22 protein-coding genes and 1 riboswitch are annotated in these 26,085 nt (G+C 70.4%); of the genes, 10 read left to right on the forward strand and 12 right to left on the reverse strand.

Annotation, left to right across the window (positions count from 1 at the left end; translation table 11 throughout):
* Positions 1-9 precede the first annotated feature (9 nt).
* The 5 genes from H570_RS0101525 to H570_RS15895 all read right to left on the reverse strand — a co-directional run bounded on the left by H570_RS0101525 (position 10) and on the right by H570_RS15895 (position 5,985).
* Positions 10-396 carry a hypothetical protein gene (locus H570_RS0101525; RefSeq protein WP_027079211.1) on the reverse strand — a complete coding sequence of 129 codons (387 nt, stop codon included), beginning with the start codon at positions 394-396 and terminating at the stop codon, positions 10-12.
* Positions 397-470: 74 nt separating this feature from the next.
* Positions 471-2,426 (reverse strand): AsmA family protein, encoded by a 1,956-nt coding sequence (locus H570_RS0101530; RefSeq protein WP_027079212.1) that lies wholly within the window; start codon positions 2,424-2,426, stop codon positions 471-473.
* A 55-nt stretch (positions 2,427-2,481) separates the two neighbouring features.
* Positions 2,482-3,126 carry a PAQR family membrane homeostasis protein TrhA gene (trhA, locus tag H570_RS0101535; RefSeq protein WP_425411534.1) on the reverse strand — a complete coding sequence of 215 codons (645 nt, stop codon included), beginning with the start codon at positions 3,124-3,126 and terminating at the stop codon, positions 2,482-2,484.
* 183 nt (positions 3,127-3,309) lie between these two features.
* Positions 3,310-4,914 carry a peptide chain release factor 3 gene (locus H570_RS0101540; RefSeq protein ID WP_027079214.1) on the reverse strand — a complete coding sequence of 535 codons (1,605 nt, stop codon included), beginning with the start codon at positions 4,912-4,914 and terminating at the stop codon, positions 3,310-3,312.
* A gap of 156 nt (positions 4,915-5,070) precedes the next feature.
* Positions 5,071-5,985, reverse strand: coding sequence for a M23 family metallopeptidase (locus H570_RS15895; protein ID WP_169447718.1), 915 nt, complete (start codon positions 5,983-5,985; stop codon positions 5,071-5,073).
* Between the two features lie 40 nt (positions 5,986-6,025).
* On the opposite strand from H570_RS15895, the gene H570_RS19050 reads away from it, so the two are divergent.
* Positions 6,026-6,817 (forward strand): DUF1521 domain-containing protein, encoded by a 792-nt coding sequence (locus tag H570_RS19050; protein ID WP_051175963.1) that lies wholly within the window; start codon positions 6,026-6,028, stop codon positions 6,815-6,817.
* A gap of 66 nt (positions 6,818-6,883) precedes the next feature.
* Here the strand turns inward: H570_RS19050 and H570_RS0101555 are convergent, their stop codons facing one another.
* Positions 6,884-7,999: an NHL repeat-containing protein gene (locus tag H570_RS0101555; RefSeq protein WP_051175964.1), complete on the reverse strand. Its 1,116-nt coding sequence runs from the start codon at positions 7,997-7,999 to the stop codon at positions 6,884-6,886.
* A 124-nt stretch (positions 8,000-8,123) separates the two neighbouring features.
* A riboswitch (SAM riboswitch) is annotated at positions 8,124-8,254 on the forward strand.
* A 99-nt stretch (positions 8,255-8,353) separates the two neighbouring features.
* Here H570_RS0101555 and metX point away from each other — a divergent pair.
* From metX to H570_RS0101570, 3 genes are read left to right on the forward strand one after another with little or no spacing between them, the layout of a single operon-like run.
* Complete coding sequence (gene metX / locus H570_RS0101560; protein ID WP_084499606.1) at positions 8,354-9,406, forward strand: homoserine O-succinyltransferase MetX; 1,053 nt, start codon at positions 8,354-8,356, stop codon at positions 9,404-9,406.
* Positions 9,403-10,665, forward strand: coding sequence for a cystathionine gamma-synthase (metB, locus tag H570_RS0101565; protein WP_027079217.1), 1,263 nt, complete (start codon positions 9,403-9,405; stop codon positions 10,663-10,665). Before metX ends, metB begins: the two co-directional genes overlap by 4 nt.
* A complete protein-coding gene (locus H570_RS0101570) occupies positions 10,662-11,777 on the forward strand; it encodes a homoserine dehydrogenase family protein (protein WP_027079218.1) in 1,116 nt (371 codons plus the stop codon). The genes metB and H570_RS0101570 overlap by 4 nt, the downstream gene beginning before the upstream one ends.
* Positions 11,778-11,971: 194 nt before the next feature.
* Here H570_RS0101570 and H570_RS0101575 read toward each other — a convergent pair whose 3' ends face one another.
* Positions 11,972-12,976, reverse strand: a complete 1,005-nt coding sequence (locus H570_RS0101575; RefSeq protein ID WP_027079219.1) for an alpha/beta fold hydrolase — start codon at positions 12,974-12,976, stop codon at positions 11,972-11,974.
* Between the two features lie 183 nt (positions 12,977-13,159).
* The gene (locus H570_RS0101580) at positions 13,160-14,542 is read right to left on the reverse strand and encodes an L-serine ammonia-lyase (protein ID WP_027079220.1); all 1,383 of its coding nucleotides are present in this window, start codon (positions 14,540-14,542) and stop codon (positions 13,160-13,162) included.
* Positions 14,543-14,603: 61 nt separating this feature from the next.
* Here H570_RS0101580 and H570_RS0101585 point away from each other — a divergent pair, with 61 nt between their 5' ends.
* Positions 14,604-14,882: a glutaredoxin family protein gene (locus H570_RS0101585; RefSeq protein ID WP_027079221.1), complete on the forward strand. Its 279-nt coding sequence runs from the start codon at positions 14,604-14,606 to the stop codon at positions 14,880-14,882.
* A gap of 123 nt (positions 14,883-15,005) precedes the next feature.
* A complete protein-coding gene (locus H570_RS17980; RefSeq protein ID WP_051175965.1) occupies positions 15,006-15,455 on the forward strand; it encodes a hypothetical protein in 450 nt (149 codons plus the stop codon).
* A 403-nt stretch (positions 15,456-15,858) separates the two neighbouring features.
* Here the strand turns inward: H570_RS17980 and H570_RS18730 are convergent, their stop codons facing one another.
* From H570_RS18730 to H570_RS0101610, 4 genes are all read right to left on the reverse strand, one after another.
* A complete protein-coding gene (locus H570_RS18730) occupies positions 15,859-17,520 on the reverse strand; it encodes a LysM peptidoglycan-binding domain-containing protein (protein WP_051175966.1) in 1,662 nt (553 codons plus the stop codon).
* Positions 17,521-17,932: 412 nt separating this feature from the next.
* Complete coding sequence (locus tag H570_RS0101600) at positions 17,933-18,502, reverse strand: YceI family protein (protein ID WP_027079222.1); 570 nt, start codon at positions 18,500-18,502, stop codon at positions 17,933-17,935.
* Positions 18,503-18,575: 73 nt separating this feature from the next.
* Complete coding sequence (locus H570_RS0101605) at positions 18,576-19,151, reverse strand: cytochrome b (RefSeq protein WP_027079223.1); 576 nt, start codon at positions 19,149-19,151, stop codon at positions 18,576-18,578.
* Positions 19,148-19,807, reverse strand: a complete 660-nt coding sequence (locus tag H570_RS0101610; protein ID WP_425411537.1) for a YceI family protein — start codon at positions 19,805-19,807, stop codon at positions 19,148-19,150. Before H570_RS0101610 ends, H570_RS0101605 begins: the two co-directional genes overlap by 4 nt.
* A 216-nt stretch (positions 19,808-20,023) precedes the next feature.
* Here H570_RS0101610 and H570_RS15920 point away from each other — a divergent pair, with 216 nt between their 5' ends.
* The 4 genes from H570_RS15920 (at position 20,024) to H570_RS15930 (ending at position 26,064) form a co-directional block, all read left to right on the forward strand.
* Positions 20,024-23,611 carry a hybrid sensor histidine kinase/response regulator gene (locus H570_RS15920; RefSeq protein WP_051175967.1) on the forward strand — a complete coding sequence of 1,196 codons (3,588 nt, stop codon included), beginning with the start codon at positions 20,024-20,026 and terminating at the stop codon, positions 23,609-23,611.
* A gap of 206 nt (positions 23,612-23,817) precedes the next feature.
* Complete coding sequence (locus H570_RS15925; RefSeq protein WP_051175968.1) at positions 23,818-24,483, forward strand: HD domain-containing protein; 666 nt, start codon at positions 23,818-23,820, stop codon at positions 24,481-24,483.
* Between the two features lie 37 nt (positions 24,484-24,520).
* Complete coding sequence (locus H570_RS18740; RefSeq protein WP_027079225.1) at positions 24,521-25,243, forward strand: hypothetical protein; 723 nt, start codon at positions 24,521-24,523, stop codon at positions 25,241-25,243.
* A gap of 134 nt (positions 25,244-25,377) precedes the next feature.
* Positions 25,378-26,064 carry a hypothetical protein gene (locus H570_RS15930; protein WP_051175969.1) on the forward strand — a complete coding sequence of 229 codons (687 nt, stop codon included), beginning with the start codon at positions 25,378-25,380 and terminating at the stop codon, positions 26,062-26,064.
* The last annotated feature ends 21 nt before the right edge of the window (positions 26,065-26,085 follow it).

A 26,085-nucleotide genomic window follows, 5' to 3' on the forward strand; every position in this document is an offset into this window, starting at 1 on the left:
CTTACGCGATCAGCCCGCGGTCGCGTCGAGGGTGCAGGCCAGTTCGCGCGTGCCATCCTGCTGTGACAGGTGCGCGTTCCCTGTGCCGAGGGTGAGGTACAGCGAATCGCCCGCATAGACCTTCGGGTCGCTGTTGGCAACCCGCTCCAGCGTATGGCGTTCGCCACCGGGCAACGACACGCGGGCCACGCCCTTGTCGAGCAGGACGACTTCGGTGTCGCCCTGGCAGGCATAGCGTGCGACGGCATCGCCGTCCTGGTTGGCGTTCTCCGGCGCCTGTCCGGAGGCCGCCTGGGCTCCGGCGGGGAGTTCAGGCGTCGCGGCGCCGTGGTCGCCGCAGGCCGCGAGGCAGCCGAACAGCAGCGCGGCCGCGAGGGTGGTGGAGGACTTGCGCATGGCGGTCTCCGGAGCGGGTCCCCGATTGTCGTCGTGGCAAGGTCAACTGTCGGTGATCGCCAGCGGTCGCGCACTCACTTCGCGTAGTGGCCACCGCAGTTGCTGTCCTTGCCGCCGCCAAGGTCGATGGTGGCCAGCAGCGCCGCCGGCGGCGCGATGCTGCCAAGCGCGACCGCGATCGCGCCGCGCAGGCCGAGGCGCTTGAAGTCGGGCCGGAACGAGGGATCCTTGAACGTCCCGTCCACCACCAGCGGCGAGCGCAGCGTCAGGATGCTGCGATCCTTCGGCCGCGGCTTGAGCAGCAGGTCGAGGGTTTCGTCGCGCAGGTTCACCTTGCCCTCGCCGACGATGATCGTGTCGGTGGTGTCGAACGCCAGCGCGCGCGAAGTCATCAGCCCGTCCTTGACGCCGAAGTCGCCGAACGCGCAGCGGATCGGCACTTTGTGGTCCTTGCCGATCAGGAATTTCAGCGACTCGTAGATGTCGATGCCGGCCAGTTCCATCAGCAGGTTGCTGATCTGCCCGCGGCCCATGCCCAGCGCGATGTCGCCGTCGGCGCTGCCGAGCATCTGCGCGATCGAATTGCCGGTGCCGGTGATCGCGACCTTGCCGCCGATCTTGCCGATCGCGTCGTCGGTGAGCTTCGCGTCCGGGAACAGTTCGCCCAGGTTGAGTCCTTTCGCGGTGACATCGGCGCGGGTGCGGATGGTTTTCTCGCGCGCGTCCATGCGGATGGTGGAGCGGATGTCGCCGCCGGCGACGCCGAAGTCCAGTGGCTCCAGCCGCAGCAGGCCGTCGTCGAGGAACAGGTGCGCATCCATGTCGTCGAGCGGCAGCGAAGGCGCGTTGATGCGATGCGCCTTCAGGCGCACGTCGGCGTCCATCGCGCGCAGCTTCTCCAGCTTGTACGGCGTGTCCGGCAACAGCTTCGGGTCGGCGTCGCGCTGCGCGGCAAGCGCCGCGAGTTCGGGATTCGTCGACTCGTCGCCGCCGGCCTGCGGCGCGCCGCCGATGAAGCCGGCCAGGTCGTCGAAGTCCAGCCGCTTCGACACCAGGTCCGCGCGCAGGAACGGGCGTTCGCCGCCGGTCTCCACGCTCGCGGTGCCGCCCAGGTCGCTGTCGCCGACCTTGCCGGTGAAGCCTTCGTAGCGCCAGGTGTTGCCGTCGCGGGTGAAGCGGCCATCGAGCGCGTACGGCGGCGTCGGCGGCAGCGAAATGCCGAGCAGGGGGTAGAGGTCCTCGAGGTTCTTGCCCGACAGCGCCATGCGCAGGTCGAAATTGCGGAACCGGAACGGATTGACCAGCGTGCCGCGCGCGTGCGCCCGCGTCGCGCCGGCGGCGGCGCGCAGGTCGATGCGGTAGGGCTTGTCGGTGTTCTGCAGTTCCAGCGGCGACTCGGCCACGCCTTCCAGCGTGAAGCGGTTGCCGGCCCACTTGCCGCCGCCCTCGACCTCGACCGGCGGCGCGTCGCCCGGCGTCTTCGCCGCGCGGCTGGCGACGTCGACCTGGATGTCGGTCCTGTTGCCGGCATCGACGAACCGCAGGTGGCCGTCGTCGATCCAGACCTTCCGAAGCCGCGCAGGTTCGCCGTCTCCCGGCGCCATGTCGAAATCCCAGTTGCCGCCGCCTGCGGGACCGGTTTCCAGGCGCACGTCCGGCCTTGTCAGGCGGATCTCCGGGATGACGACGTCGCCGCGCAGCAGGGCGAACGGCCGGATCCGGAGTTCGAGGCGATCGGCGCTGGCCATCGTCGCCTGCTTCGACCAGTCGGCGTTGCCCAGCCGCAGTGCATGGGCGCGGATCGTCGTGGTGCGGCCGAGGTCGACGTCGAGGTCGCCGCCGATCTCGAAGCTGCGCCCGGTGCGCGCTTCCACCGCGCGCTCGACCGGACCCTTGAACCAGTTCCAGTCCCACAGTAGCGCCAGCACCACCAGCGCGAGCGCGACGGCGGCCGCGATCGTGCGCCACGGGTGCCCGGTGACGGCGTCGCGCGCGCGCTTGCCTGCGGTTGGCGGGGAAGGAGTGGACACGCCGCCACCTTCGCCGCATGCCGATCAAGTGCCGGTGAACATGCTCAGTGGCGGTTCATCGCGCCGGCAGCACCTGCGCCATCACCGCGACGTAGTGGCAGACGCTGCCGCCGATGCAGAACAGGTGCCAGATGGCGTGCGAATAGCGCAGCGATTCGCGGTGGTAGAACACCGTGCCCAGCGTGTAGAACAGGCCGCCCGCCAGCAGCCAGCCCAGCGTCCAGTTGTCGAGTGCGGCCATCACCGGCTTGATCGCCACGACCACCAGCCAGCCCATGGCGACGTAGATCGCCGTGGACAGCAGCTTGAAGCGGCCGGTGAAAAACAGCTTGAACACCACCCCGGAGAGCGCCAGCGTCCAGATCGCCGCGAACAGCGACCAGCCCAGCGTGCCGCGCAGGCCGACCAGGGTGAACGGGGTGTAGGTGCCGGCGATCAGCAGGTAGATCGCGCAGTGGTCGAAGACTTTCAGCCGGGTCTTGGCCACCGGGTGCGAAACCGCGTGGTACAGCGTGGAGGCGACGTAGAGCAGCAGCAGGCAGATACCGAACACGATCGCGGCGGTCAGCTGCCAGCCGTCGCCGCGCAGCGCCGCCAGCGCGATCAGCACCGCACCGCCGGCCAGCGCCGCGGCCGCGCCGACGCCGTGGGTCAGCGCGCTGGCGATTTCCTCGCGCGGGTCGTGGACGATGGCAGGCACGGCGTGCATCCGCACACCATGCGCCGCACGTACCGAGCAATTGCTCGACAGGCACCCCGGAGCGGCATTGCGATGCTTCGCTGGTGCCTGCGGCGGAGAAAGCTCACGCGGGCGCAGCGCTGGCCTGCGCACGGGAGATGGCCGATCGCCCCGCCCTGCGCGCAGTCGCGGTGCCGCGGCGCCTCAGCGCGCCGCGACGATGTGCGCCTGCTCGCGCGTGGCCATGAACTCCACCCCGGGTGCGCGCTCCTGCGCCAGCTGCAGGTTGACCCGGGTCGGCGCGAGGTAGACCAGTTCGCCGGCGCCGTCGATGGCCAGGTTCAGCGCGTTCTTCTCGCGGAACTCCTCCAGCTTCTTCGCGTCGTCGCACTTGATCCAGCGCGCGGTCGCCACCTGCACCTGCTCGAACGCCGCTTCCACCCCGTACTCGTCCTTGAGCCGGTACGCGGCCACGTCGAACTGGAGCACGCCGACCGCGCCCAGGATCAGGTCATTGCTCATCAGCGGGCGGAAGAACTGGGTGGCGCCTTCCTCGGAGAGCTGCGCCAGCCCCTTCTGCAGCTGCTTGAGCCGCAGCGGGTCGCGCAGCCGCGCGCGGCGGAACAGCTCCGGGGCGAAGTTGGGGATGCCGGTGAACGAAACCGGCTCGCCCTCGGTGAAGGTGTCGCCGATCGAGATCGTGCCGTGGTTGTGGATGCCGATCACGTCGCCGGGAAACGCCTCGGCAGCGATCTCGCGGTCGCTGGCCATGAAGGTCAGCGCGTTGGCCAGCTTGACCTCCTTGCCGCTGCGCACGTGGAGGGCTTTCATGCCGGCGACGAACCGGCCCGAGCACACGCGCATGAACGCGACGCGGTCGCGGTGCATCGGGTCCATGTTGGCCTGGATCTTGAACACGAAGCCGCTGAGCTTCGCTTCGGCCGGTTCGACCATGCGCGTGGTGGTTTCCCGGGGTCGCGGCGCCGGCGCGTGGCGGACGAAGAAATCCAGCAGCAGCTGCACACCGAAGTTGTTGACTGCCGAGCCGAAGAACACCGGCGTCTGCCGGCCGGCGAGGTAGGCCTCGAGGTCGAACGGATGCGAGGCGCCCTGCACCAGCTCCAGCTCGTCGCGCAGCTCGCGCAGCATGCTGGCGCCGATCCTCGCTTCGAGCTGCGGGTCGTCGATCGAGGCAAAAATGGTCGAGTCCTGGCGGGTGAAGTTGCGCCCCGGTTCGTACAGGTGCACCTCGCCGCTGACCAGGTGCACCACGCCCTTCAGCCGCTTGCCCATGCCGATCGGCCAGGTCACCGGCGCGCACTGGATGCCGAGCACGCTTTCGACTTCGTCGAGCAGGTCGATCGGGTCGCGGCCCTCGCGGTCGAGCTTGTTGATGAAGGTCATGATCGGCGTGTCGCGCATCCGACATACCTCCATCAGCTTGATCGTGCGCTCTTCGACGCCCTTGGCCACGTCGATCACCATCAGCGCCGAGTCCACGGCGGTCAGCACGCGATAGGTGTCCTCGCCGAAGTCGGCGTGGCCGGGCGTGTCGAGCAGGTTGACGATGCGGCCCTCGTAGGGGAACTGCATCACCGAGCTGGTCACCGAAATGCCGCGCTCCTGTTCCAGCGCCATCCAGTCGGAGGTGGCGTGGCGATTGGTCTTGCGCGACTTGACCGAGCCGGCCATCTGGATGGCGCCGCCGAACAGCAGCAGCTTCTCGGTCAGGGTGGTCTTGCCCGCGTCCGGGTGCGAAATGATCGCGAAGGTGCGGCGGCGGGCGGCTTCGGCGGCGACGTCAGGCATGGCGAAAGGCGCCTGCATGGCGCGACGGTGATTCGGGGAGGGGCGGATTATACGGTTCGCCGGGGGCGGGAGCCTGTTTTGCCACGGACGGCGCGAGCGGCCCGGGGCAGGATGAACGCCAGGCGCTGGAGTGCGGCGGGCGAATGCCGTGGCGGCTCAATGCGCGTCGGCGGCCGGTTCGCTGAAGCGCAGGATCCCGCCGGGACCGAACATGCGGAACGGGATCGACTGCAGGTGCATGCCGCGGTTGGCCTGCACAGCGAAGTGCAGGTGCGGCCCGGTGCTGGCGCCGCTGTTGCCGGAAACGCCGATCGGCTGGCCGCGCCGCACTCGCTGTCCCGGCCTGGCCAGCGCACCGTCCGGTGCCAGGTGGGCATACACGGCCATGCCGCCGTCGTCGTGGAGGATGCGGATCAGGTTGGCATCGCCATGGTGGCCGGGGGTCTCCACCGTCGACATCTCGACCTGCAGCACCACGCCGTCGCGCGCGGCAAGCACGGTCGTGCCCGGCGGCGCGGCGAAGTCCACCGCATAGCGGTTCTCCGCATCAGCGTGGCTGTAACTGCCGCCCCAGGCCTGCTCGACGCGTGGTTCGGGCAAGTGCAGCGGGAACAGGTATTCGTAATCGCGCGGACGGGCGTTGACGCTGCCCGGCACGATGTCCAGGCGCAGCCCGAGGCCGCCACGCGACGTGGCGCCCTGGTGCACGCGCGCGACCAGCACGCTGGTGTCGGCCGGCACGGTGGCGCGCGCGGGCAGTGCCGGCTCGCCCGCGACGCCGTCGCGGCTGGAGCGCAGCATCACTTCCACCGGGCCGGGGAGCGTGTTGTCGGCCCAGGCCAGCCAGGCGCCGTCGCCGGCCTCGACGCGGAGACGCACGTCGTCGCTCCGGTCCGCTGCAGGCGCGACGGCGCATGCGACCAGTCCGAGCAGCAGTGCCAGCGCCGGTTGCAGGCGGTGCAGGCGTCGGCCGCGCCGGCGCGGGCCACCGCGCGTCGCGGGCGCACTCGGGTTGTCCCCAGTGGGGCAGGCCCTAGATGGCAGGCCGGTGGTGCTGGCGTTCCAATGCATGCACGAATCATGCATGGATACGCATCCCGGGAGGACAGCGATGGGCGATTTCATCAGCGGCAACATCAGCCTCGGCGCCAGCCAGCAGATCGCCGCGGGCGGCTGCATCGGGCGCGGCGAAGGCCCCAGTACCAGCCGGACCGCCGACGGCAAGGTCCAGTTCGAGAACGACAACTATCGCATCACCGCCGACGACAACAACGAGGTGATGATCCACAACAAGGCGACCGGCGAAAACTACCGGATCTGGGGCGACCCGCACGTCGAAGTCGACGGCAAGCATGCCTTCGACTTCTGGGGGCAGACGACCTTCGTGCTCGATGACGGCACCCGCGTCACCATCGCCACCACGCCGTGGAACGAGGGCCACAACGGCGCCACGGTCGCTTCGCAGGTCACCATCCTCGACGGTGGCGGCCAGTACGGCGCGCACATCGAGGGCGTCGACTCCAATACCCGCGGGGACCTCGGCTTCGTCGACATCGATGTCACCGGCGGCACCGGCAGGCTCACCAGCAATGTGCGCGAGGGCAACGTCCTGCAGGAGAACGAGAACGGCCGCGGCTTCGTCGCGGTCGACGGCGAGGGCAAGCTGCGCGGCGTCGACCAGGCGTTCATCAACGCGACCGACGAGGTCAAGCTGCAGGGCAGTTCGATGGTTGCGCAGCTGAGCAGCATGTTCCGCGAGTTCAGCGGGTTGCTGTCGGTTTCGTTCTCCGGCCAGTTCCTGTCGGTGTCCCTCGACTCCGGCAGCGAGGAGTCCGAGCGCATCGCACTGCCGCTGCCGTTCGAGACGGAGCTCGAGGTCAACATCACGATCGGGCGCGCCTGACGTCCCCGCATCGACGGCACCGCATCCGGATCGCCGGCCTTCGGGCCGGCGATTTCGTTTGCGCCGCTACTGGACGCAGCGTGGGTCCAGGTCGAGCGCGCGGGCGACTTCGCCCAGGTCGAACGCAGCCACCGCCTTGTCGTCGTGCACCGCGAACAGCGCACCGGCGGGGAACGCGGCGGTCGTCGCCGCATGCAGGGCGATGCCGTCGGTATGCGCGGTGACCTCGCCCATGAATCCGCCGCGCGATGCCAGGGTGTCGCGGTCGAACAGCAGGAAATGGGTCTGCGGATAGCGCTGGTCGGCCGCGACCCAGTAGCCGGCGTCCGGCGTGCAGCTCCACAGCGCCACGCCTTCGGCTTCGGCCTCGAACGTGCCCACGGGCAGCTCGCGCCCGGTCGGCTTGCCGTCGAAGGTGTACTCGCGCAGGTTGGATGCGTGGGTTCCGCCTTCGCCGGACGTGAACTCGTCGGCGACCAGCAGTCGTTGCTGTGCCGGGTCGCCGGCGATTGATTCGACGATCCGCAGCGCCTTGGCCTCGCTGGTGTCGCCGAACGAACCTTCGTCGCGCACGGTGAAGCGCGCCTGGTCGTCGCCGAACATGATGCGGTAGCGGCGCACGCGCCGGTCGAGCTGGTCGAACGGCGGCACCACGTCGTAATGCTCGCCTTCCATGAAGCTGTCGGTGACGTAGACCTCGTACTCGCCCGGTGCGCTTTCGTGGATCCACAGTCCGTAGGGGCTGCGCAACTGGTCGGCGCCGAACGTGCCGAGCGGGGTGAAATCCGGCAGCAAGAACACCTGCACGCGGTGGTTGTCGCGCTCGGCCACGAACAGGTGATCGCCCTGCACCGCGATGCCGTTGGGGCGCTTGAACTCGCCCGGCGCCTGGCCCTTGTGGCCGAAGCTGCGCAGGCGCTCGCCGGTATCGGCGTCGAACACCACCAGCGAATGGGTCGACTTGGCGGTGGCGATCAGCCAGGTCTGGCCGTCTTCGGCGGGCCAGGTGGCCAGCGAGTCGAGCTCGTCGCGCGGATCCTCGGCGGACACATAACGTTCGGGGATCACCACGGTGGGCGGGACGTTCGCGGGGGGCGGCGGCGCGGGCGTTCGCGGCGCGGGCGTGGTGCAGGCTGCGAGGCAGACGGCAGCGGCAATGCTGAACAGGGCATTCTTCGACATCGGCGGAGTATGCGCGAGACGGTCCAGGCAGGTCGACAGGCGGCCGGGGCCACTCCTTCGAGAAATTTATCGCTTCATGCCGATAAAGCGATTGACAGGTGTGGATTCCACGGGCAACCTGTGCGCTCCATCGAGACCGGCTGAGGGACAGGCCCGAAGACGCCGGGGCAACCTGATGGAGCGCTTCCCTTGTGGATGCGCTCGATCGCGGTGCCAATTCCTGCGGGGACCTGTGCGTCCACCGGAAGATGGTTGCGGATCCTCCTTTGCGGCGGGCTCGCACGTGCCGCCACGCGGCCGCTTTCGGCATGCCCCGCGCGACTTGATGGCTCTCCCCGCCATCGGAATGCGCCAATGAGCCTTGTCGAAAGCCCTGCCGGGCAAAGTCCCGTCCCGCACTTCCAGCCCTGCTTCGCGCCACCGGCCGAAGACCATGCGTCCGCGTCCGTGCCCGCGCTGCGTGGACACGTCGACCTCCTGCTGCCGATGCGCCATGCCGGCGTGCGCAGCGTGCGCGTCGCGTTCGAGGTCGTCGGCGCGGCCAATGCGCCGGTGGTGCTGGTGGCCGGCGGCATTTCCGCGCATCGGCACGTCGCCGCCAGCGCACGCTTTCCCGAGGCTGGCTGGGCGAACGACCTCGTCGGCCCGGGACGTGCGCTGGATCCCGCGCGCCGGCGCATCCTCGCCTTCGACTACATCGGCGCCGATGGCACGCTCGACGCGCCGATCGACCCGGCCGACCAGGCCGATGCGATCCGCGGCCTGCTCGACGCGCTCGACATCGACGCGCTGCACGCCGTGGTCGGCTATTCGTATGGCGCGCTGGTGGGATTGCAGCTGGCCGTGCGGCATCCGCGACGCGTCCGCAAGCTGGTCGCGGTCAGCGGTGCGCACCGCCCGCATCCATATGCGGCGGCGTGGCGCGCGTTGCAGCGCAAGGCGGTGGACCTGGGCCAGCTGCAGTGCGCGGACGGGCAGGGGCTGTCGCTGGCGCGGCAGTTCGCGATGCTGTCGTATCGCACGCCGGAAGAGTTCGAACAGCGCTTCGACGCCGCGCCCGAACTCGTGCACGGCCGCGTGCGCGTCGCGGCCGAGGATTACCTCGATGCCGTCGGTGCCCGCTACGTCGGGCGCACGCCGGCCACCGCGTTCCGGCGCCTGTCCGAATCGATCGACCTGCACCGCGTGGATCCGGCGCAGGTGCGCATCCCCACCGTGGTGGTGGCGGTGGAAGGCGACCGGCTGGTGCCGCTGTCCGACGCCGTGGCCCTGGTCGAAGGCCTGGGCACGCTGGGCAAGCTGCGGCTGCTGCGCTCGCGCTACGGCCACGACGCGTTCCTCAAGGAGCCGGACCGCATGGACGCGATTCTTTCCGCCGCGCTGCGCGCCAACGGGGGTGCGCCATGAGCCTGCACGACCTGCCCGCGGAAGCCGGCTGCCGGCCTGCCACCCGCGCCGTGCGCGCCGGCATCGACCGCGACGAAGCCTTCGGCGCGGTCACCCCGCCGCTGGTGCTGTCGAGCAACTTCAGCTTCGCCGGCTTCAACGACAAGCGCCGCTACGACTACACCCGCAGCGGCAATCCCACCCGCGACCTGCTCGGTGAAGCGCTGGCCGAACTCGAGGGCGGCGCCGGCGGCACCATCACCGCCACCGGCATGGCCGCGATCACCCTGGTGCTGCACGCATTGCTGCAACCCGGCGACCGCCTTGTCGTGCCGCACGACGGGTATGGCGGCAGCTGGCGGCTGTTCAAGGCGCTGGCGGCCAAGGGCGCGTTCGAACTGGTGCTGGCCGACCTGACCGATCCGCGCGCTCTGGCCGCGGCGCTTTCGCCTGCAGACGGTCAACCGGCGCCGAAAGTGGTGTGGATCGAGACGCCGTCCAACCCGCTGCTGCGCGTCACCGACCTGCGCTTCGTGATCGACGCCGCGCACCGCGCCGGCGCGCTGGCGGTGGTCGACAACACCTTCCTGTCGCCCGCGCTGCAAACCCCGATCATCGACTTCGGCGCCGACGCGGTGGTGCATTCGACCACCAAGTACATCAACGGCCACAGCGACGTGGTCGGCGGCGCGGTGGTCGCGCGCACGCCGGAGCTGCACGAACGCTTCGCGTGGTGGGCCAACTGCCTGGGGATCACCGGCGCGCCGTTCGACAGTTTCCTGACCCTGCGCGGGCTGCGCACGCTGGACGCGCGCCTGCGCGTGCACCAGGAGAACGCCGCCGCGATCGCCGCGCAGCTCGACGCGCATCCCGCGGTGGCGCAGGTGTACTACCCGGGTCTGGCGACGCATCCGGGCCACGCGCTGGCGGCGCGCCAGCAGAAGGGATTCGGCGCGATGCTGGGCGTGGAGCTCGGTGGCGATGACGATGCGGCGCGGGAACTGGCGGTGCGCGCCTTCTTCGACGGCCTGCAGTGCTTCACCCTGGCCGAATCGCTGGGCGGGGTGGAAAGCCTCGTCGCGCATCCCGCCACCATGACGCACGCGGCGATGTCGCCGGAAGCGCGTGCCGATGCCGGGATCTCCGACGGGCTGCTGCGGCTGTCGGTCGGAATCGAGGCGCTGGCCGACCTGCATGCCGACCTCGCCGCTGCGCTGGCGCGCGCGCAGGCGGTGATCGACGGCGCCACCCGCCGCCAGGCCGCGAAGGTGGACGCATGAACAACGTCGTCAGCCTGCCCCTGCCTGCTGCCGTCGCGGCCGCGCGCACCGCGCATCCGCCGCGCATCGCGCTGCTGGGGACCGGCAACGTCGGCGGCGCCTTCGTCGCCCGCTGCGACGCGCTGCGCGCGGCGGGCGTGCCGCTGCCGGCGTTCGCGTGGCTGTCGAACTCGCGCGCGCTGGACCCTTGCGTCGACGGCGTGCCCGGACTTGCGCTCGAACGCCTGCGCGCGGCGCCGCCGCACCCGGGCCCGTGGTCGCCGTGGGTGGAGGCCGAATCGCTGCGCCGCGGCGACATCCTCGTCGATGCCAGCGCCAGCGACCTGGTCGCCGGCTGGCACGGCGAATGGCTGGCGCGCGGCATCCACGTGGTCACCGCCAACAAGCTCGGCGCCGGTGCCGATGGCGAGCGCGCGCGGGCCGTCGCGCGCGCGCAGCTGGAAGGCGGCGCCTGCTACGGCGACGCCGCCACCGTCGGTGCCGGGCTGCCGCTGCTGCGTTCGATCCGCGACCTGCGCGCCGGTGGCGACCGCATCCGTGCGATCGCCGGCGTGCTCTCGGGCTCGCTGGCATGGCTGTTCGACCGCTACGACGGACGCCGGCCATTCTCCGGTTTCGTGCGCCAGGCCCGCGACGCCGGCTATACCGAACCCGACCCGCGCGAGGACCTGTCCGGCGAGGACGTGCGCCGCAAGCTGCTGATCCTGGCGCGTGCGGCCGGCATCGCGCTCGAAGCGCGCGAGGTGGCCGTGGAGTCGCTGCTGACGCCCGCACTGGCGGCCGCTTCGCACGACGCTGTCGACGCTGCACTGGGCGACCTCGATGCGCCGCTGCGCGCACGCTATGCGGCGGCTTGCAAGCGCAGCGCGAAACTGGGCTTCATCGCCCGCCTGCAGTGCAACGACGACGGCGGCATCCGCGCGACGGTGGGGCCGGAGGCTCTCGACGGCGCCGATCCGCTCGCCGCCGGCGCCGGCACCGACAATCGCGTCGCGATCTGGTCCGATCGCTACCGCGACCAGCCGCTGCTGATCCAGGGCCCGGGCGCAGGCGCGGGGGTAACGGCGGCGGCGCTGGTGGATGACCTGTTGCGCATCGTGGCCGGGCGATAGCGCGGGGACGCGCGGACGCGGGAACCACTGGATCACCACATGTGCGCCTCTGGCAGCGCGGCACCTGCGCGGCGACCGCGACTCCGCGGATGCCCACCCTGATGGCAGGCACGGGTCGGGTGTTCGCGGGCTTGCCGGCGTCTGGATGCCTTCCGCAGGCCTGCCATCGGCGGCGGATACCGCCACCGGCGCGTCTATTCCAGCGCTTCGAGCAGCGCGGCGTTGAAGCGCGCCGGTGCCTCCACCTGCGGTGAGTGGCCGAGCTCCTCGAACTCCACCAGCCGCGAGTTGCGGATCAGCCGCGCGGCGCGCTTGCCGAGCTCAGGGTAGTCGCCGAGCTGTTCGGCGAGCTCGGGCGAGGCGAGGTCGCGGCCGATCGCGGTGCGGTCGCGCTGGCCGATCAGCAGCGTGGTCGGCACGCGGATGCGCGGGAATTCGTACACCACCGGCTGGTTGAAGATCATGTCCGACGCCAGCGCCTGGTCCCAGGCCACAGCGGCCTTGCCGGGCCCGGCGTACATGCCGGCGAGCATCGCCACCCAGCGATCGTATTCGGGTTTCCACTTGCCGCCGTAATAGACCTTCTGCTGGTAGGCCTTGATGCTGTCGAAGCTGGTCTTGAGCTCGCCCGCGTACCACGCGTCGACGTTGCGCCACGGCACGCCCTCGGCGCGCCAGTCTTCCAGCCCGATCGGGTTGACCAGCACCAGTTGCGCGGTCCCGTCCGGGTACTGAAGCGCGTAGCGCGCCGCGAGCATGCCGCCCATCGAATGGCCGACTACCACCGCGCGCGTGATCCCCAGCGAGTGCAGCAGCGCGTGGGTGTTGTCGGCCAGCTGGCCGAGGCTGAACTGATAGCGGCGCGGCTTGCTCGATTTGCAGAAGCCGACCTGGTCCGGCGCGATCACGCGGAAACCGGCGCCTGCGAGCGCGGTGATCGCCGACTCCCAGGTTGCGGCGCAGAAGTTCTTGCCGTGCAGGAGCAGTACCGTGCGGCCGTTGGCTTCGACCGTGGGCGCAATGTCCATGTAGGCCATCGACAGCGCCTGCTTCTGCGATTCGAATTCGAAATGCCTGACCGGATGCGGATAGGCGAAGCCTTCGAGGCGCGGGCCGTAGAACGGCGGCTGCGCGGCCGGAGCGGGCGCGGCGGCAAACGCGAGTGCGAGGGCCGGGGCGAGCAGGAGCGGGCGGTGCATGGCGGAGTCCGGAAGCGGATCGCGCCAAGGATAGGGACGGCGGCGCAGCGGGCTCGTGAAAGGGGGAGGCAGGATTGCTCCTGCAGGAGCGGCGGAAGCCGAGAGCTTTTCGCTCTTCTCCGGACACCAGAGTTCGCGGCTTCCGCCGCTCCTACAAGCGCTCCTACAAGAAAGAGGGGTCGCTCAGCACTCGATGACGTTCACCGCCAGCCCGCCGCGGCTGGTTTCCTTGTACTTGTCCTGCATGTCGCGGCCGGTGTCGCGCATGGTCTTGATGACCTTGTCGAGTGAGACCTTGTGCTTGCCGTCGCCGCGCAGCGCCATGCGCGAGGCGTTGATCGCCTTCACCGCGCCCATCGCGTTGCGCTCGATGCACGGGATCTGCACCAGGCCGCCGATCGGGTCGCAGGTCAGGCCGAGGTTGTGTTCCATGCCGATTTCGGCGGCGTTCTCGATCTGGCTGGGGTTGCCGCCCAGCGCCGCGGTCAGACCCGCTGCCGCCATCGAGCAGGCCACGCCCACCTCGCCCTGGCAGCCGACTTCGGCGCCGGAGATGCTGGCGTTTTCCTTGTAGAGGATGCCGACCGCCGAGGCGGTGAGCAGGAAGTCGAACACGCCCTGTTCGTTCGAACCCGGGATGAAGCGGTCGTAGTAGCGCAGCACCGCGGGCAGGATGCCGGCCGCGCCGTTGGTCGGCGCCGTCACCACGCGCCCGCCGGCGGCGTTCTCCTCGTTGACGGCCAGGGCGTAGAGGTTGACCCAGTCGAGCGTGGTCAGCGGGTCGCGCATCGCCGCCTCCGGCTTGCTCGACAGCTCCGCATGCAGCGCCGGCGCGCGGCGCGAGACGTGCAGGCCGCCGGGCAGGGTGCCGCCCTGGGCGATGCCGCGGTTGATGCACGACTGCATCGCGTCCCAGATCTCGCGCAGGCCGGCGCGGATTTCGTCCTCGCTGCGCCAGGACTTCTCGTTGGCCATCATCAGCTGCGCGATGCTCAGGCCGTGTTCGCGGGCCTGCGCCAGCAGCTCGTCGCCGCTGTGGAACGGATAGGGCACCGGCGTGGTGTCGGCGACGATGCGGTCTTCCGCCGCCTCGTCCTGGTTGACCACGAAACCGCCGCCGACCGAGTAGTAGTCGCGCGTGGCCACGATCCCGTCGCTGGCGTCGTACGCGGTGAAGCGCATGCCGTTGGTGTGGTACGGCAGCTTCTGGCGCTTGTTCATCACCAGGTCGCGCTTCTCGTCGAAGGCAACGGCGTGGATGCCGCCGAGCAGCACGCGCTTTTCGCCGCGGATGCGTTCGAGCGCGGTGGGGATGATGTCCGGATCGATCCGGTTGGGCCAGTGGCCTTCCAGGCCCATCAGCACCGCCTTGTCGGTGCCGTGGCCGCGTCCGGTCAGGGCCAGCGAACCGAACACTTCGGCGCAGATGCGCGCCACGTCCTGCAGCCGGCCAGCGTCCTGCAGCCAGTGCTCGACGAAACGCGCCGCGGCGCGCATCGGCCCCACCGTGTGCGAGGAACTCGGCCCGATGCCGATCTTGTAGAGGTCGAAGGTGCTGACGGCCATGCGGGTATTCTATGCCGCCAACCGCGAGCAAGGGCCGGCTCCGGCCATGGAGGCCCCCGCCATGAATCCTTCCACCACGAATGCCGCTCCCGGCCTGCAGCTGATCCAGCGCGACGACTGCCCGCTGTGCGACCAGGCGCTGGCCGTGCTCGCCGCCGCCCGCGTGCCCGAGTTCGACACGGTCTGGATCGACGACGTGGATGCGCTGGAAACCGCGTACGGCGCGCGCGTGCCGGTGCTGCGCGACACGGTTGGCGGCGCGGAACTGGACTGGCCATTCGATGCCGAGCGTGTCCGTGCGTGGTGGTTGCAGGTTATGCAACGCAGGCTCGCCCGATAGGGCCGGCAGGCCAGGGATCGGCCCGGTAGGGCAGGCCCTAGTCGCATCGTTAACGCCGTGATGGCGATACTGGCCCGGTTCGCGGCAACGCGCCGCCGCGCCAGGAGCAGACCGATGCGAAGCATGCCGCTGCCGCGCACGCCGATCCGCAAACGCCTTCCTTTCCTTTTCTTGGGCATGATCCTCATGAACAGCAGCTACGCCGCCGACGCCATCCACACCCCGGAAAAGGGCAGCAGCGAGCGCCAGCAGCTGCTCGACACGGCGCGCGCCCCGGTACGGCAGAAGCTGGGTCGCGATGTGCGCTTCGCGGTTGAACAGGTCCGCATCGGCGAAGGCTGGGGATTCGTGTATGCACGGATGCAGGACGAAAGCGGAGCGGTGATCGACTATGCCGGCACCCCGCTCGCGGACGCGGCCAAACAAGGCTACGTCTCGCCCGATTACGTGGCGCTGCTGCAGCGCGTTGACGGCCAATGGGTGCTGCGTGCCGACGCGATCGGCCCAACCGACATGGTGTGGCTGGCCTGGCCGGAGAAGTACGGCGCGCCGCACGCCCTGTTCGAGGAATGACGCCGCGCCGGCAGGCCCGGCGCCCACGCGCGATGCGGCGCCTGCCGTAATTCGCCGGAGCGGCTCCAGCCGCGGGCGTTCGCGACCCCGCGCGGTTGATTCTGGAAAGCGCAAAACCGCCTGCAGCAAGGCATGCCGAGGAAACAGCAGCAAGGCACGCCGAGGAAATGCCTTCGGCGCAGGCGGGCTTGCTTCTTGCGCCGCATCCTTGCAACAGCTCGCAGCTGGAGCCGCTCCCGCAACGACAGGCCGGAAGCGCCGCGTCATTCCCGTGTGCAAACAGGACAACGTGCGAGCCAGACAAGACGAACGGCCGCTTGCGCGACCGTTCGTCCGTGGCCCGGGGGGCTGGGCCGACGGGTGACGACGATTGGGGCGTCGTCGCCCGCCATCCCCTGGGGGATCAAGGAGGCGACAGGTAGTAGGCGTTGCCGTAGGGATTGCCGTAGCTGACCTGCTGCGAGCCGTCGGGGTTGATGTTGTTGGAACCGATCAGCTTGACGTTGCCGTTGTTGTTGCTGGCCACCAGTTCGACGTGGCCGCCGTAGTTGAGGATGCACACATCGCCGGGTTTGGCCTGCGCTGCCGGGACCACCTTCCAGCCCTGCGCCTTGAGCCTGCTGGCGGTGCCGGCCACGGTGTTGTCGTGCCAGTTGATCGCCCCGGCCTTCTGCAGCACGGCGGTGACGAAGTTGGCGCAGTTGACGTTGTTCGGCACCCAGGACTCCATCGGCAGCTCGCCGCTGCGCTTGAGGTCCGAGGCGTTGCGGCCGAGGAAGCGCTGGGCGATGTCGACGATGTTGCCGTTGCCGGTGCCGGACGTGCCCGAAGTGCCTGACGTCCCCGATGTGCCCGAGGTTCCCGAAGTGCCTGAAGTGCCCGAAGTACCGCCGCCACCCGGGATATGCAGCTGCTGCCCCGGGTAGATCAGGTTCGGGTTGTGGATCTGGGGGTTGGCGTTGACCAGGGCCGACAGCGAAACGCCGTGGCTGGCCGCGATGGCCGACAGGTTGTCGCCGCTGCGCACGGTGTAGCTGCCACCGCCCGCGCCGCCGGAGAGGTGGATGGCCTGGCCCGGATGGATCAGGTTGGGGTTGCTGATCTGCGGATTGGCGCGGATCAGCGCATCGAGCGACATGCCGTTGTTCGCCGCGATCTGCGACAGCGTGTCGCCGGAGCGCACGGTATAGCTGCTGCTGGTGCCACCGCTGTTGCCACCGCCCTTGCCCGGGTCGGTCGGGCCCGGCTTGTCCGGGATCGACGAACCGCCCTGGTCGATGTTGCCGTCGACGCGGCCGCGCACCGCGTTCGCCGCTTCGCCGGCCGTGATGCGGCCGTCGCCGTTCCGGTCCAGCCCGCTGTTCCACCGGTAGGCGCTGCTGCCGCTCGACCACAGCGTCGAGGCGGGATCGGACTTGGGCGAGCCGTACAGCACCGAGGTGTACACGCCTTCGAGCGTGGACAGCTTGCCGTTGTGCGCACCGGCGCGCTGCATGAAGTATTTCTCGACGTACTGCAGCTGGTCGACCGAGCTCATGCGCGAGAGCGCCGAGGTGCTGGTTCCCAGCTCGGAGGCGGTATTGGGCATGAACTGGATCAGGCCGGTCGCGCCGCTGCCGGCGTTGTTCTTCTGCCCGGGCGAGAAGCTGCCGCCGGTCTCGAAGCTCATCACCGCCATCAGGTATTCGGGCTTGGTGCCCAGGCGCGCGGCCATGTCCTCGACGCCCTTGATGAAGGCCGGGGTCACGTTGGGGTTGCCCTGCACGCCGGAAATCCGGTCGTAGTCGAACTTGCCGCCGGTCGACGCCACGTCGCCGGCGGGACTGGCGTTGCCCGCGCTGCCGGTCGAACCGGCTGGCGAACCGCCGCCCGGGATGTCGAGCCGGTCGCCGGGATAGATGACGTCGGGGTTGCGGATCTGCGGGTTGGCCGCCAGCAGCGCCGACAGCGAGACGCCGTTCTGCCGGGCAATGGCCGACAGCGTGTCGCCGTGCTCGATGGTGTAGCTGGCCTGCGCGTTGCGCGCGGCCGGGTTGTGTTGGGAAGAGACCGGCGAAATGCCCATGGATGCTCCTTGCGCTCGCGGAAGGTGACGCCCGAGCTCCCCGTGCTCCAGCTGCGTCGATTCCAACATCGCGCCACGGCACCGGCCATCCCGGGCGTGCCCTACCTAGGGTTGTCCCGGGCTGGGCAACGGGGTAGGCCGCCTGGGCGCCTCCGCGCAATCCATCGCTGCCGCCCGCTGCATGCTCCGCGGCCAACAGCCAGCCGTAGGTCGGGCCTACGCGCCCGACGCTCCGCGTAACTCATCGTCATCGTCTGCGGGATGCCCGCGGCCAAGAGCCAGCCGTAGCTCGGGCCTGCGCGCCCGACGCTCCGCTATGCGCCTGATCCCTGCGTAACCCGTCGTCGCCGTCCAGCAGATGCGCGCGGCCAAGAGCCGTCGGGGCTGTAGCCCCGACCTGCGGCGGGTGCCGCTATCGGGCCGGCTTGAACACCACTTTCGTGCTCACCGCGACCTCGTCGGGGATCGTCGCTGTGTCGGACCAGTCGCCGCCGCCGACGCCGAACGCCAGCCGCTTCACCGTCGCCTTGCCCGCCAGCACCGGCGCGGTGCCCGGGGTCCAGGTGAAGGTCAGGGTGACCGGCTTGCTCACGCCGCGCAGTTCCAGGGTGCCGTCGGCGGCGTACTGGTCGCCACCCAGGCTGCGGAACCCGGTCGCGCGGTAGCGCGCCTGGGCGAACTTCGCCACGTTGAAGAAGTCGCTGCCGCGCAGGGTGGCGTCGCGGTCGTCGTTGCCGGTCTTTGCGCCGGCCAGCGGGATGGTGACGTCGAGCTTCCCGCTTGCCAGGTTGGCCGGGTCGAAGCTGAGCTTCGTCGAGAAGCCGGGGAAGGTGCCGGTGAACACCTCGCCGTCGTACTTGGTCGCGAACACCAGGGTCGAGCCGGCGTCCTGCACGTAGTCGGCAGCCGATGCGGGCGCGGCGGCCAGCAGCGCGACGAGGGTGGCGGCAACGGCAGCCGGCGTGGTGAGTTTGTGGGACATGTCAGGACTCCTGTGGGGACATGTAGGAGCGGCCCATGGCCGCGATCGTTCCCGTCGCGGCCATGGGCCGCTCCTACCGGTGATTCGAAGAGTCGCGACTGCGCCGTCTGGGCAGCATCCGCGTCAACGTCGCGTCGTTCTGGAACAGGTGGTGGTAGAACGCCGCCGCCGCGTGCATCGCGACCAGCGCCACCAGCACCCAGAACAGCAGTTCGTGCGCATCGTGCGACAGTTCGCTCAGGCCCTGGTTCGGCGCCGACAGCTTCGGCATCAGCACCAGGCCGAACCAGCGGAACGGGCGCAGCCCGCTGGCCGAGTCGTACAGCCAGCCCGACAGCGGCATCGCCAGCAGCAGCGCGTACAGCAGGAAATGGGTCAGCGACGCGACCCGCAGCTGCCACGACGGCGTGCCGGCCACCGGCTTCGGCGTGCCCGCGTACAGCCGCCAGGCGATGCGTACCAGCACCAGCGCCAGCACGGTGATGCCGACCGACTTGTGCATCGTGTAGACCCAGAAGTACTTCGGCGTCTTCGGCAGCTCGTCCAGGGTCAGGCCGACGATCGCCAGCATCAGGACCAGCAGCACGATCAGCCAGTGCAGCAGCTGGCTGACGGGGCCCCAGCGGTCGGCGGTGTTCTTCCAGGTCATGGCGTCGGGTCCGGGGGCGTGGTCGGTTCGGCGGGGCTGGTGTCTTCGGAAGGCGCCTGGCTGTCGTTGTCGTCGCGCATGTCGTCGCGTGCGTCGCCGCCGCGCACGCGCTGCGCCTCGGCTTCGATGCGCAGCGTGACGCTGTCGCCGATCACCGTCGGCCAGGCGTCGATGCCGAAGGCCTTGCGGCTGATCGTCGCGGTCGCCGAGAAGCCGGCCGTGCGGCGGAACGGCGGCAGCGGGTAGCGCTTGAGCTGGTTGAACGCCACGTCGAGCTGCACCTCGCGCGACACACCGCGCAGGGTCAGCGTGCCGAAGACGCGGGCGTGGGTTGCATCGACCGGCTCCACCCGCGTCGACACGAAGCGCGCATGCGGATGGCCGTCGCCGTCGAGCAGGTTGCCGCCGAGCGCCGCGCGGTTCCACTTGTCGTCGCCCAGGTCGAGCCGCGCCAGCGGCACGCTGACCTCGACGCGCGCGCTGGCCCAGTCCTCGGGATCGAACACCAGCGTCCCGGTGCTGCCCGACACCGTGCCGATCGCCTGCGAATAACCGGCATGCGAGATTTCGAACATCACCCGCGTATGCACCGGATCGATGGCGTAGCGTTCGGCTTGCGCGAATACCGCCGCCGGCGCGGCGAGCAGCGCCAGCAGCAAGGCAGCGGCATGCAGGCGAGCCGTGCGCGATGCGGGCCACGACGCGAATCGGGAACTGCGTGCCAGGACGGGAGTCGGCGGGGACATGAGGGGGATTCTAGGGGCATGCGGCCGGTCGTGGCCGTTCATCCCGGGCGGGGCCGGCCTTGCATGCGCAACGCTGCGTTGCGAGGATTCACGGGCGCCGGGGAGCGCGCGCCGGGGGAGGGAACCATGTTGCGCACATTGATCGTGCTGCCGCTCGCAGTGCTGCTCGCGCTGCTGGCCATCGCCGGCAGCGCCCGCGCCGCGGTGCCGGAAACGCCGCGCTTCCGCATCATCGGCGCCGCGCAGGGGCTGCCGTCCACCGATTTTTTCGGCATCGCCCGCGACCATGACGGCTACATCTGGATCGCCACCGGCGACGGCCTGGCGCGTTACGACGGGCTGCAGATGCGCGTCTGGCGCCACGAGCCCGGCGATCCGGAGTCGCTGCCCGGCAACAACGTCCAATACGTGCATGTCGACCACCGCGACCGGGTCTGGGTGGCCACCGAGAATGGCGGCCTGAGTGTGCTCGACCGCGATCGCCGCGGCTTCCGCCACATCCGCAAGGCCGACCACCCGCAGATGGGCAGCGACGACGTGTTCGCCATCGCCAGCCGCGGCGACGACATCTGGTTCGGCAACTACGAAGGCGGCCTGCACCACCTCGCGCCGGACGGCCGCATCACCCGCTACGCGCACGACGACGGCGATCCCGACAGCCTGCCGTCGGACACCATCATGTCGCTGGCGTTCGCACGCGACGGCACGCTGTGGATCGGCACCCGCGCCGGCGTGGCGAAGTTCGCCGACGGCCGCGTCCAGCGCGTTGCCATGCCGATGGAGGCAACGCCGCTGCTGTACGCGGCAACGCTGGTGGACGACGACCTGTGGGTGGGCACCGCGCAGGGCGTGTACGTGCTCGGCGCCGGCGAGCGCTGGTCGCAGCCGGAATGGACGCCGATGTTCGAGCGCCCCAACGCGCTGATCCAGATCGCACGCGACGACGACGGTGCGTACTGGCTCGGCAGCCAGCGCGGCCTGTGGCGCGTTTTGCCGGGACAGGTGCCGGTGCCGGTGCCGCTGGGCGGGCCGGGCATCGTCAGGCCGATCACCGCGCTGCTGCGCACCGACGACGGCGCGCTGTGGGTGCCGGTCGCCGGCGCGGGCCTGGGGTATCTGCGTTCGGACTGGCGCTCGGTCGCGCAGTTCTCGCGCGCCGGCGGCGTGCTCCAGGGCGAGTTCTATCGCGCCATCGCGCCGGCGCACGACGGCGGCGTGTGGCTCGGTGCCTACAACGGCCTGGTCGAGCACATCGACGCCGAAGGCGAGATTTCCAGCTTCGGCGACGACGTGCGCGACCGGCTGCGCGACGTGCGCATGTACGCCATCGCCGAGGACCTGGACGGCCGCCTGTGGATCGGCGCCAGCGGGCGCCTGCTGCGGCTGTCGTCCGACGGCGCCATCGACGAGTGGAAGCGCGCGCGCACCAGCGACGCCATGCTGCCCGGCTACGTCGACCTGCTGCGCATCGCCCCCGATGGCAGCCTCTGGCTGTCCAGCAAGGGCGGCGGCATCCAGCATCGCAACCCCGCCAATGGCGCGGTGCTCCATGCCTGGCCGACGGGCGATGGCGACGGCGTCGGCAATGGCGAAACCGAGGAACTGGCGTTCGCCCCCGGCAGCGGCGAACCGTGGATCGCCGGTGCGCAAGGCCTGGCGCGCCTGGATGCCGCCAGCGGCCGTTTCGTGCCGGTGCCGGCGATGGCCGGCGCCAAGGTGTTCGCCTTCGCCTTCGACGGCCCAGATGCGCTGTGGCTGCAGCGCCTGTCCGGGCTGGAGCGCTACGAACGCGACAACGGCCAGTGGCGGCGCAGCGCCAGCGTGGGCGTCGAAGCCGGCCTGCCGTCGGTGGGTGCCGCCGGTCTGCTCGTGGACGCGCAGCACCGGGTGTGGATGTCCACCACGCGCGGCCTGTTCCGCTGGACGCCGTCGACCCTGCGCCTGCGCCAGTACGGCGTCCAGCAGGGCATCGGCAGCCAGGAATTCCTCGAGCGCGCCATCACCATCACCGCCGGCGGCATGCTCGCCGCCACCACCGCCGACGGCGGTGTGGTGCTGGTCGATACCCTCGCTGCAGAACACGCGCCGGCCACGCCGACGCTGCGGATCGATTCGTTCGCGGTGCGCCGCGACGGCCGCTGGCAGCCGCTGCCGCTGCAGCCGGCGATGTCGCTGTCGCCTAGCGAACACGAGTTCACCGTGCGCGCGCGCCTGCTGGCCTACGACGACCCCGAGTCCAACCGCTACTGGTCGAAGCTCGAAGGCTTCGACAGCGACTGGGTACAGCAGGGTGCCAGCGGCGAACGCAGCTTCACCGGCCTGCCCGCCGGCAGGTACACGCTGCGCATGCGCGCCGCCGACGCCGCCGGCGCCGCCGCCGGCGAGCAGGTGCTCAAGCTCGTCGTGCGGCCGCCGTGGTGGCGCACCGCGTGGGCGCGCGTGGCGCTGGTGCTGGCCGCGCTGCTGATGCTGTGGAAGGGCGCCACCGACTATCGCCAGCGCCTGCGCCGCCGCAGCGACTGGCAGATGGCCCAGCACCAGCGCGAAGTCGCCGAGCAGGCCTCGCAGGCCAAGAGCCGCTTCCTCGCCACCCTGGGCCACGAAGTGCGCACGCCCATGACCGGCGTGCTGGGCATGAGCGAGCTGCTGCTGGCCACCGACCTCGATGCCCGCCAGCGCGGTTACACCGAATCGATCCGCAATGCCGGCGACCACCTGATGCGGCTGGTCAACGACGCCCTCGACCTGGCCCGGATCGAAGCGGGCAAGCTCGAACTCGACGCCCGTCCGTTCGACCTGCATGCGCTGGTCGCCGACGTGGTCGCGCTGATGGCGCCGGTGGCGCGCAAGCGCGGGCTGCGCTTCGAGCAATCGCTGGCCGCCGACACCCCGCGCTGGGTCAGCGGCGACGCCGTGCGCCTGCGCCAGATCCTGCTCAACCTGCTCGGCAACGCCATCAAGTTCACCGACCGGGGCGAAGTCGCGCTGCGCGTGCAGCCGCACGGCGATGGCGTGCGCGCGGTGGTCGGCGACACCGGCCCCGGCCTCAACGACGAGCAGAAGCAGCGCCTGTTCCGCCGCTTCGAACAGGCCGAAGGCGCGCGCACCGCGGCCCGCTACGGCGGCAGCGGCCTGGGCCTGGCGATCTGTCAGGAACTCGCCGACGCCATGGGCGGCCGGATCGTCGTCGACAGCGCGCCGGGGCAGGGCACCCGCTTCAGCGTCGACCTGCCGCTGCCCGCCGTCGCGTCCCCGGCCACGGCCGCCGCCGCCCGCCCCGCGACCGAGGCAGCCGCGCCCGGCCCCCAGCAGCTGCTGCTGGTCGAAGACGACCCCACCGTGGCCGAAGTCATCACCGGCCTGCTGCGCGCGCAGGGCCACCGCGTGGTCCACGCCGCCCACGGCCTGGCCGCGCTGGCCGAGGCTTCCGCGCAGCGCTTCGACCTGGCCCTGCTCGACCTCGACCTGCCCGGCCTCGACGGCCTCGCCCTGGCCCGGCAGCTGCGCGCAAGCGGTTTCACCCAGCCGCTGCTCGCCGTCACCGCCCGCGCCGACCCCGATGCCGAACCCCAGGCCCGGGCCGCCGGCTTCGACGGCTTCCTGCGCAAACCCGTCACCGGCGAAATCCTCGCCGACGCCATCCAGGCGCTGCTGCCCGCCGCCCCCGCCAGCGCCCCCGCCGTCCCGCCGGCCCCGCCTGCCCCGCCCTTGTAGGAGCGGCTTCAGCCGCGAACCCGCGTCACCCCATTTTGTTGGCAAGCAAAGCAGCCCGCACGCAGCCCCACCAGGAATCGCCCGGCGCGGCCCGGCATTCCTAGGAAAACTTCTCCCCCGGCCCCGATCCACCCCTTCCCGCGGCTACCATTCCCTCCCTTGCCCCGCGTCGGTCCCGTCGCACGCAGGGCAGGACAGGGGGGAGCATGACCACACTGACCGATCGTTTCAGCCGGGCCGTCGACTACGCCCGCATCGCCCACGCGCGGCAGCTGCGCAAGGGCACCTACGTCCCGTACCTGAGCCACGTGCTCGGCGTCGCCGCGCTGGTGATCGAGTTCGGCGGCAACGAGGACCAGGCCATCGCGGCCCTGCTGCACGACACCATCGAGGACTGCGGCCAGGCCCACGAAGCCATGATCCGCGCCCTGTTCGGCGAGGCCGTCGTCGACATCGTCATCGCCTGCACCGACGTCTCCGCCGAAGCCCGCGCCGCCGATGCCGATCCCGAGATTGCCCGCAGCAACTGGTACGACCGCAAGCGCGCCCACCTGGCCAACACCATCGACGCCGACGACAGCGTGCTGCTCGTCAGCGCCTGCGAAAAGCTCCACAACGCCCGCGCCATCGTCCAGGACCTCGAGAACGCCGCCATCGGCGTGGCCGTGTTCGATCGCTTCAACGGCGGCCGCGAAGGCACGCTGGGCTACTACCAGTCGCTGGCGCACGTGTTCGCCACCCGCAACGTCGTGGTTGCCGGCGAATTCGACATCGCCGTCGGGCGCATGCACGAACTGGCCGGCCACAGGCCGCGCCTGCCGCTGCGCTCGGCCGAAGAGGTCGAGCGCCGGCGCATCCTCGACTGCCACTGAAACCTCGCGACAACGTCCAACGACAGGGGATCGGGACATGGAACAGCAGACCGGCACCGCAGCAACCACCCAGGCCGCGACACCCGAGCAGGCGCCCGGCTGGCTCACCCGGCAACTGGGCGACTTCCGCACCTGGCGCACCACCATCACCGCACACCCGCTGAAGGGCGCCGTGTTCGCCATCGCGCTGTTCGTGCTCGGCGTGCTCGGCAACGAAGCGGCCGACCGGGTGATGCAGAACTTCCGCGAGCCCGACGACTTCCTCGTGCAGATGAAGGACGAGCAGAAGCAGAACTTCGACGCCCTCAGGAACAGCCTGTCCGAACTCAAGGGCTCGCTCGACGGCAGCGGCAACGCCGCCCTGCGCAACGTCGCCTCCGCGGCCGAAGCGCTGAAGAACACCAACGCCCGCCTGATCGAGGAATTCACCCTGGCCAAGCGCGAGAACGACACCCTGCGCCAGGCCGTGCGCGACGCCACCGGCATGGAAGGCGGCTCGGACTTCATCGTCGGCGAGAACAGCGCCTGGCAGATCGACCCCGAGACATCCATCGGCCTGGACGGCGTCGCCGCCAGCTACGTCGCCATCAACCTCACCTCGCGCGACAGCGACACCTCGGTGCGCAAGACCCTCAACCCCGGCGAAGCGATCGCCTACACCAGCGCCAGCGGGCAGGCCTGCAAGATCGCCCTGCACACGATCAACAACGCGCAGCCGGGGAGTGCTTCGTTTTCGAGGATTTGCCGCGCGGGGGCATAACCACCGCGCCACGCGCCCTTCGTAGGAGCGGCCCATGGCCGCGATTTGTCCGGCCCGGAGCCAGGGCATCGACCCCGGGCGGAGGTTTCCCCAGACGCAGCCATGAACAGCACGCACCAGGGGAGGGCGCGCGCATGAAAACAACCAAACCCATCGCCACCCTCGCGGCCTGCCTGCTCGCCGCCGCCTGCGTCGCGGAAACGCCGCAGCACGAACCCCGTGCCAGCACCATTGAGGCGCCCGCGCCCCAGCGAGCCGGCCAGCCCGTCGACCCCCTCAAGACCGCCGGCCACATCGCCGCCGCGCGCGTGGCCGCCATCACCGGCAACCAGGAAGGCGTGCGCCAGAACATGGAAGCCATGACCGAAGACGTGCGCCGCGCCATGAAATTGCCCGACGCCGGCCGCCCCATCGACCCGGAATCCGCGCGCGCCGCCATCCGCACCATGCCCGGCGTGCGCTCCGTCGCCTGGCTCGATCGCAGCAACCTGCTCGTGCGCATCACCGGCGCCGAACTCCGCACTTACGGCTTCATCGACCAGGTCTGCCAGCGGCTGGAACCGCTCGGCGATACCCTCGCCGTCGTCGTCCACCTGCGCAACGCCAATCCCCGCACCCGCGACGAAGCCGACAGCCTTGGCCGCAACTGCCAGCTCGCCCCCGGCGACGTCGCCCTGCTGCAGCGCGAACGCAAGGTCGACTCCCTCGACCCGGCCTTGCGCGCCCGATTCCGCGCCGATACCGAACGTGGCCGGGCATCAGGCTCGCTACCACAGGCGACGGGAAATCGGGCCGCACTGGACGCGATTCCAGAAATGTAGGCGCACGCAGAGAAGCCGCTG

It is taken from the genome of Luteimonas mephitis DSM 12574 (assembly GCF_000422305.1).
GTDB classification, from domain to species: domain Bacteria; phylum Pseudomonadota; class Gammaproteobacteria; order Xanthomonadales; family Xanthomonadaceae; genus Luteimonas; species Luteimonas mephitis.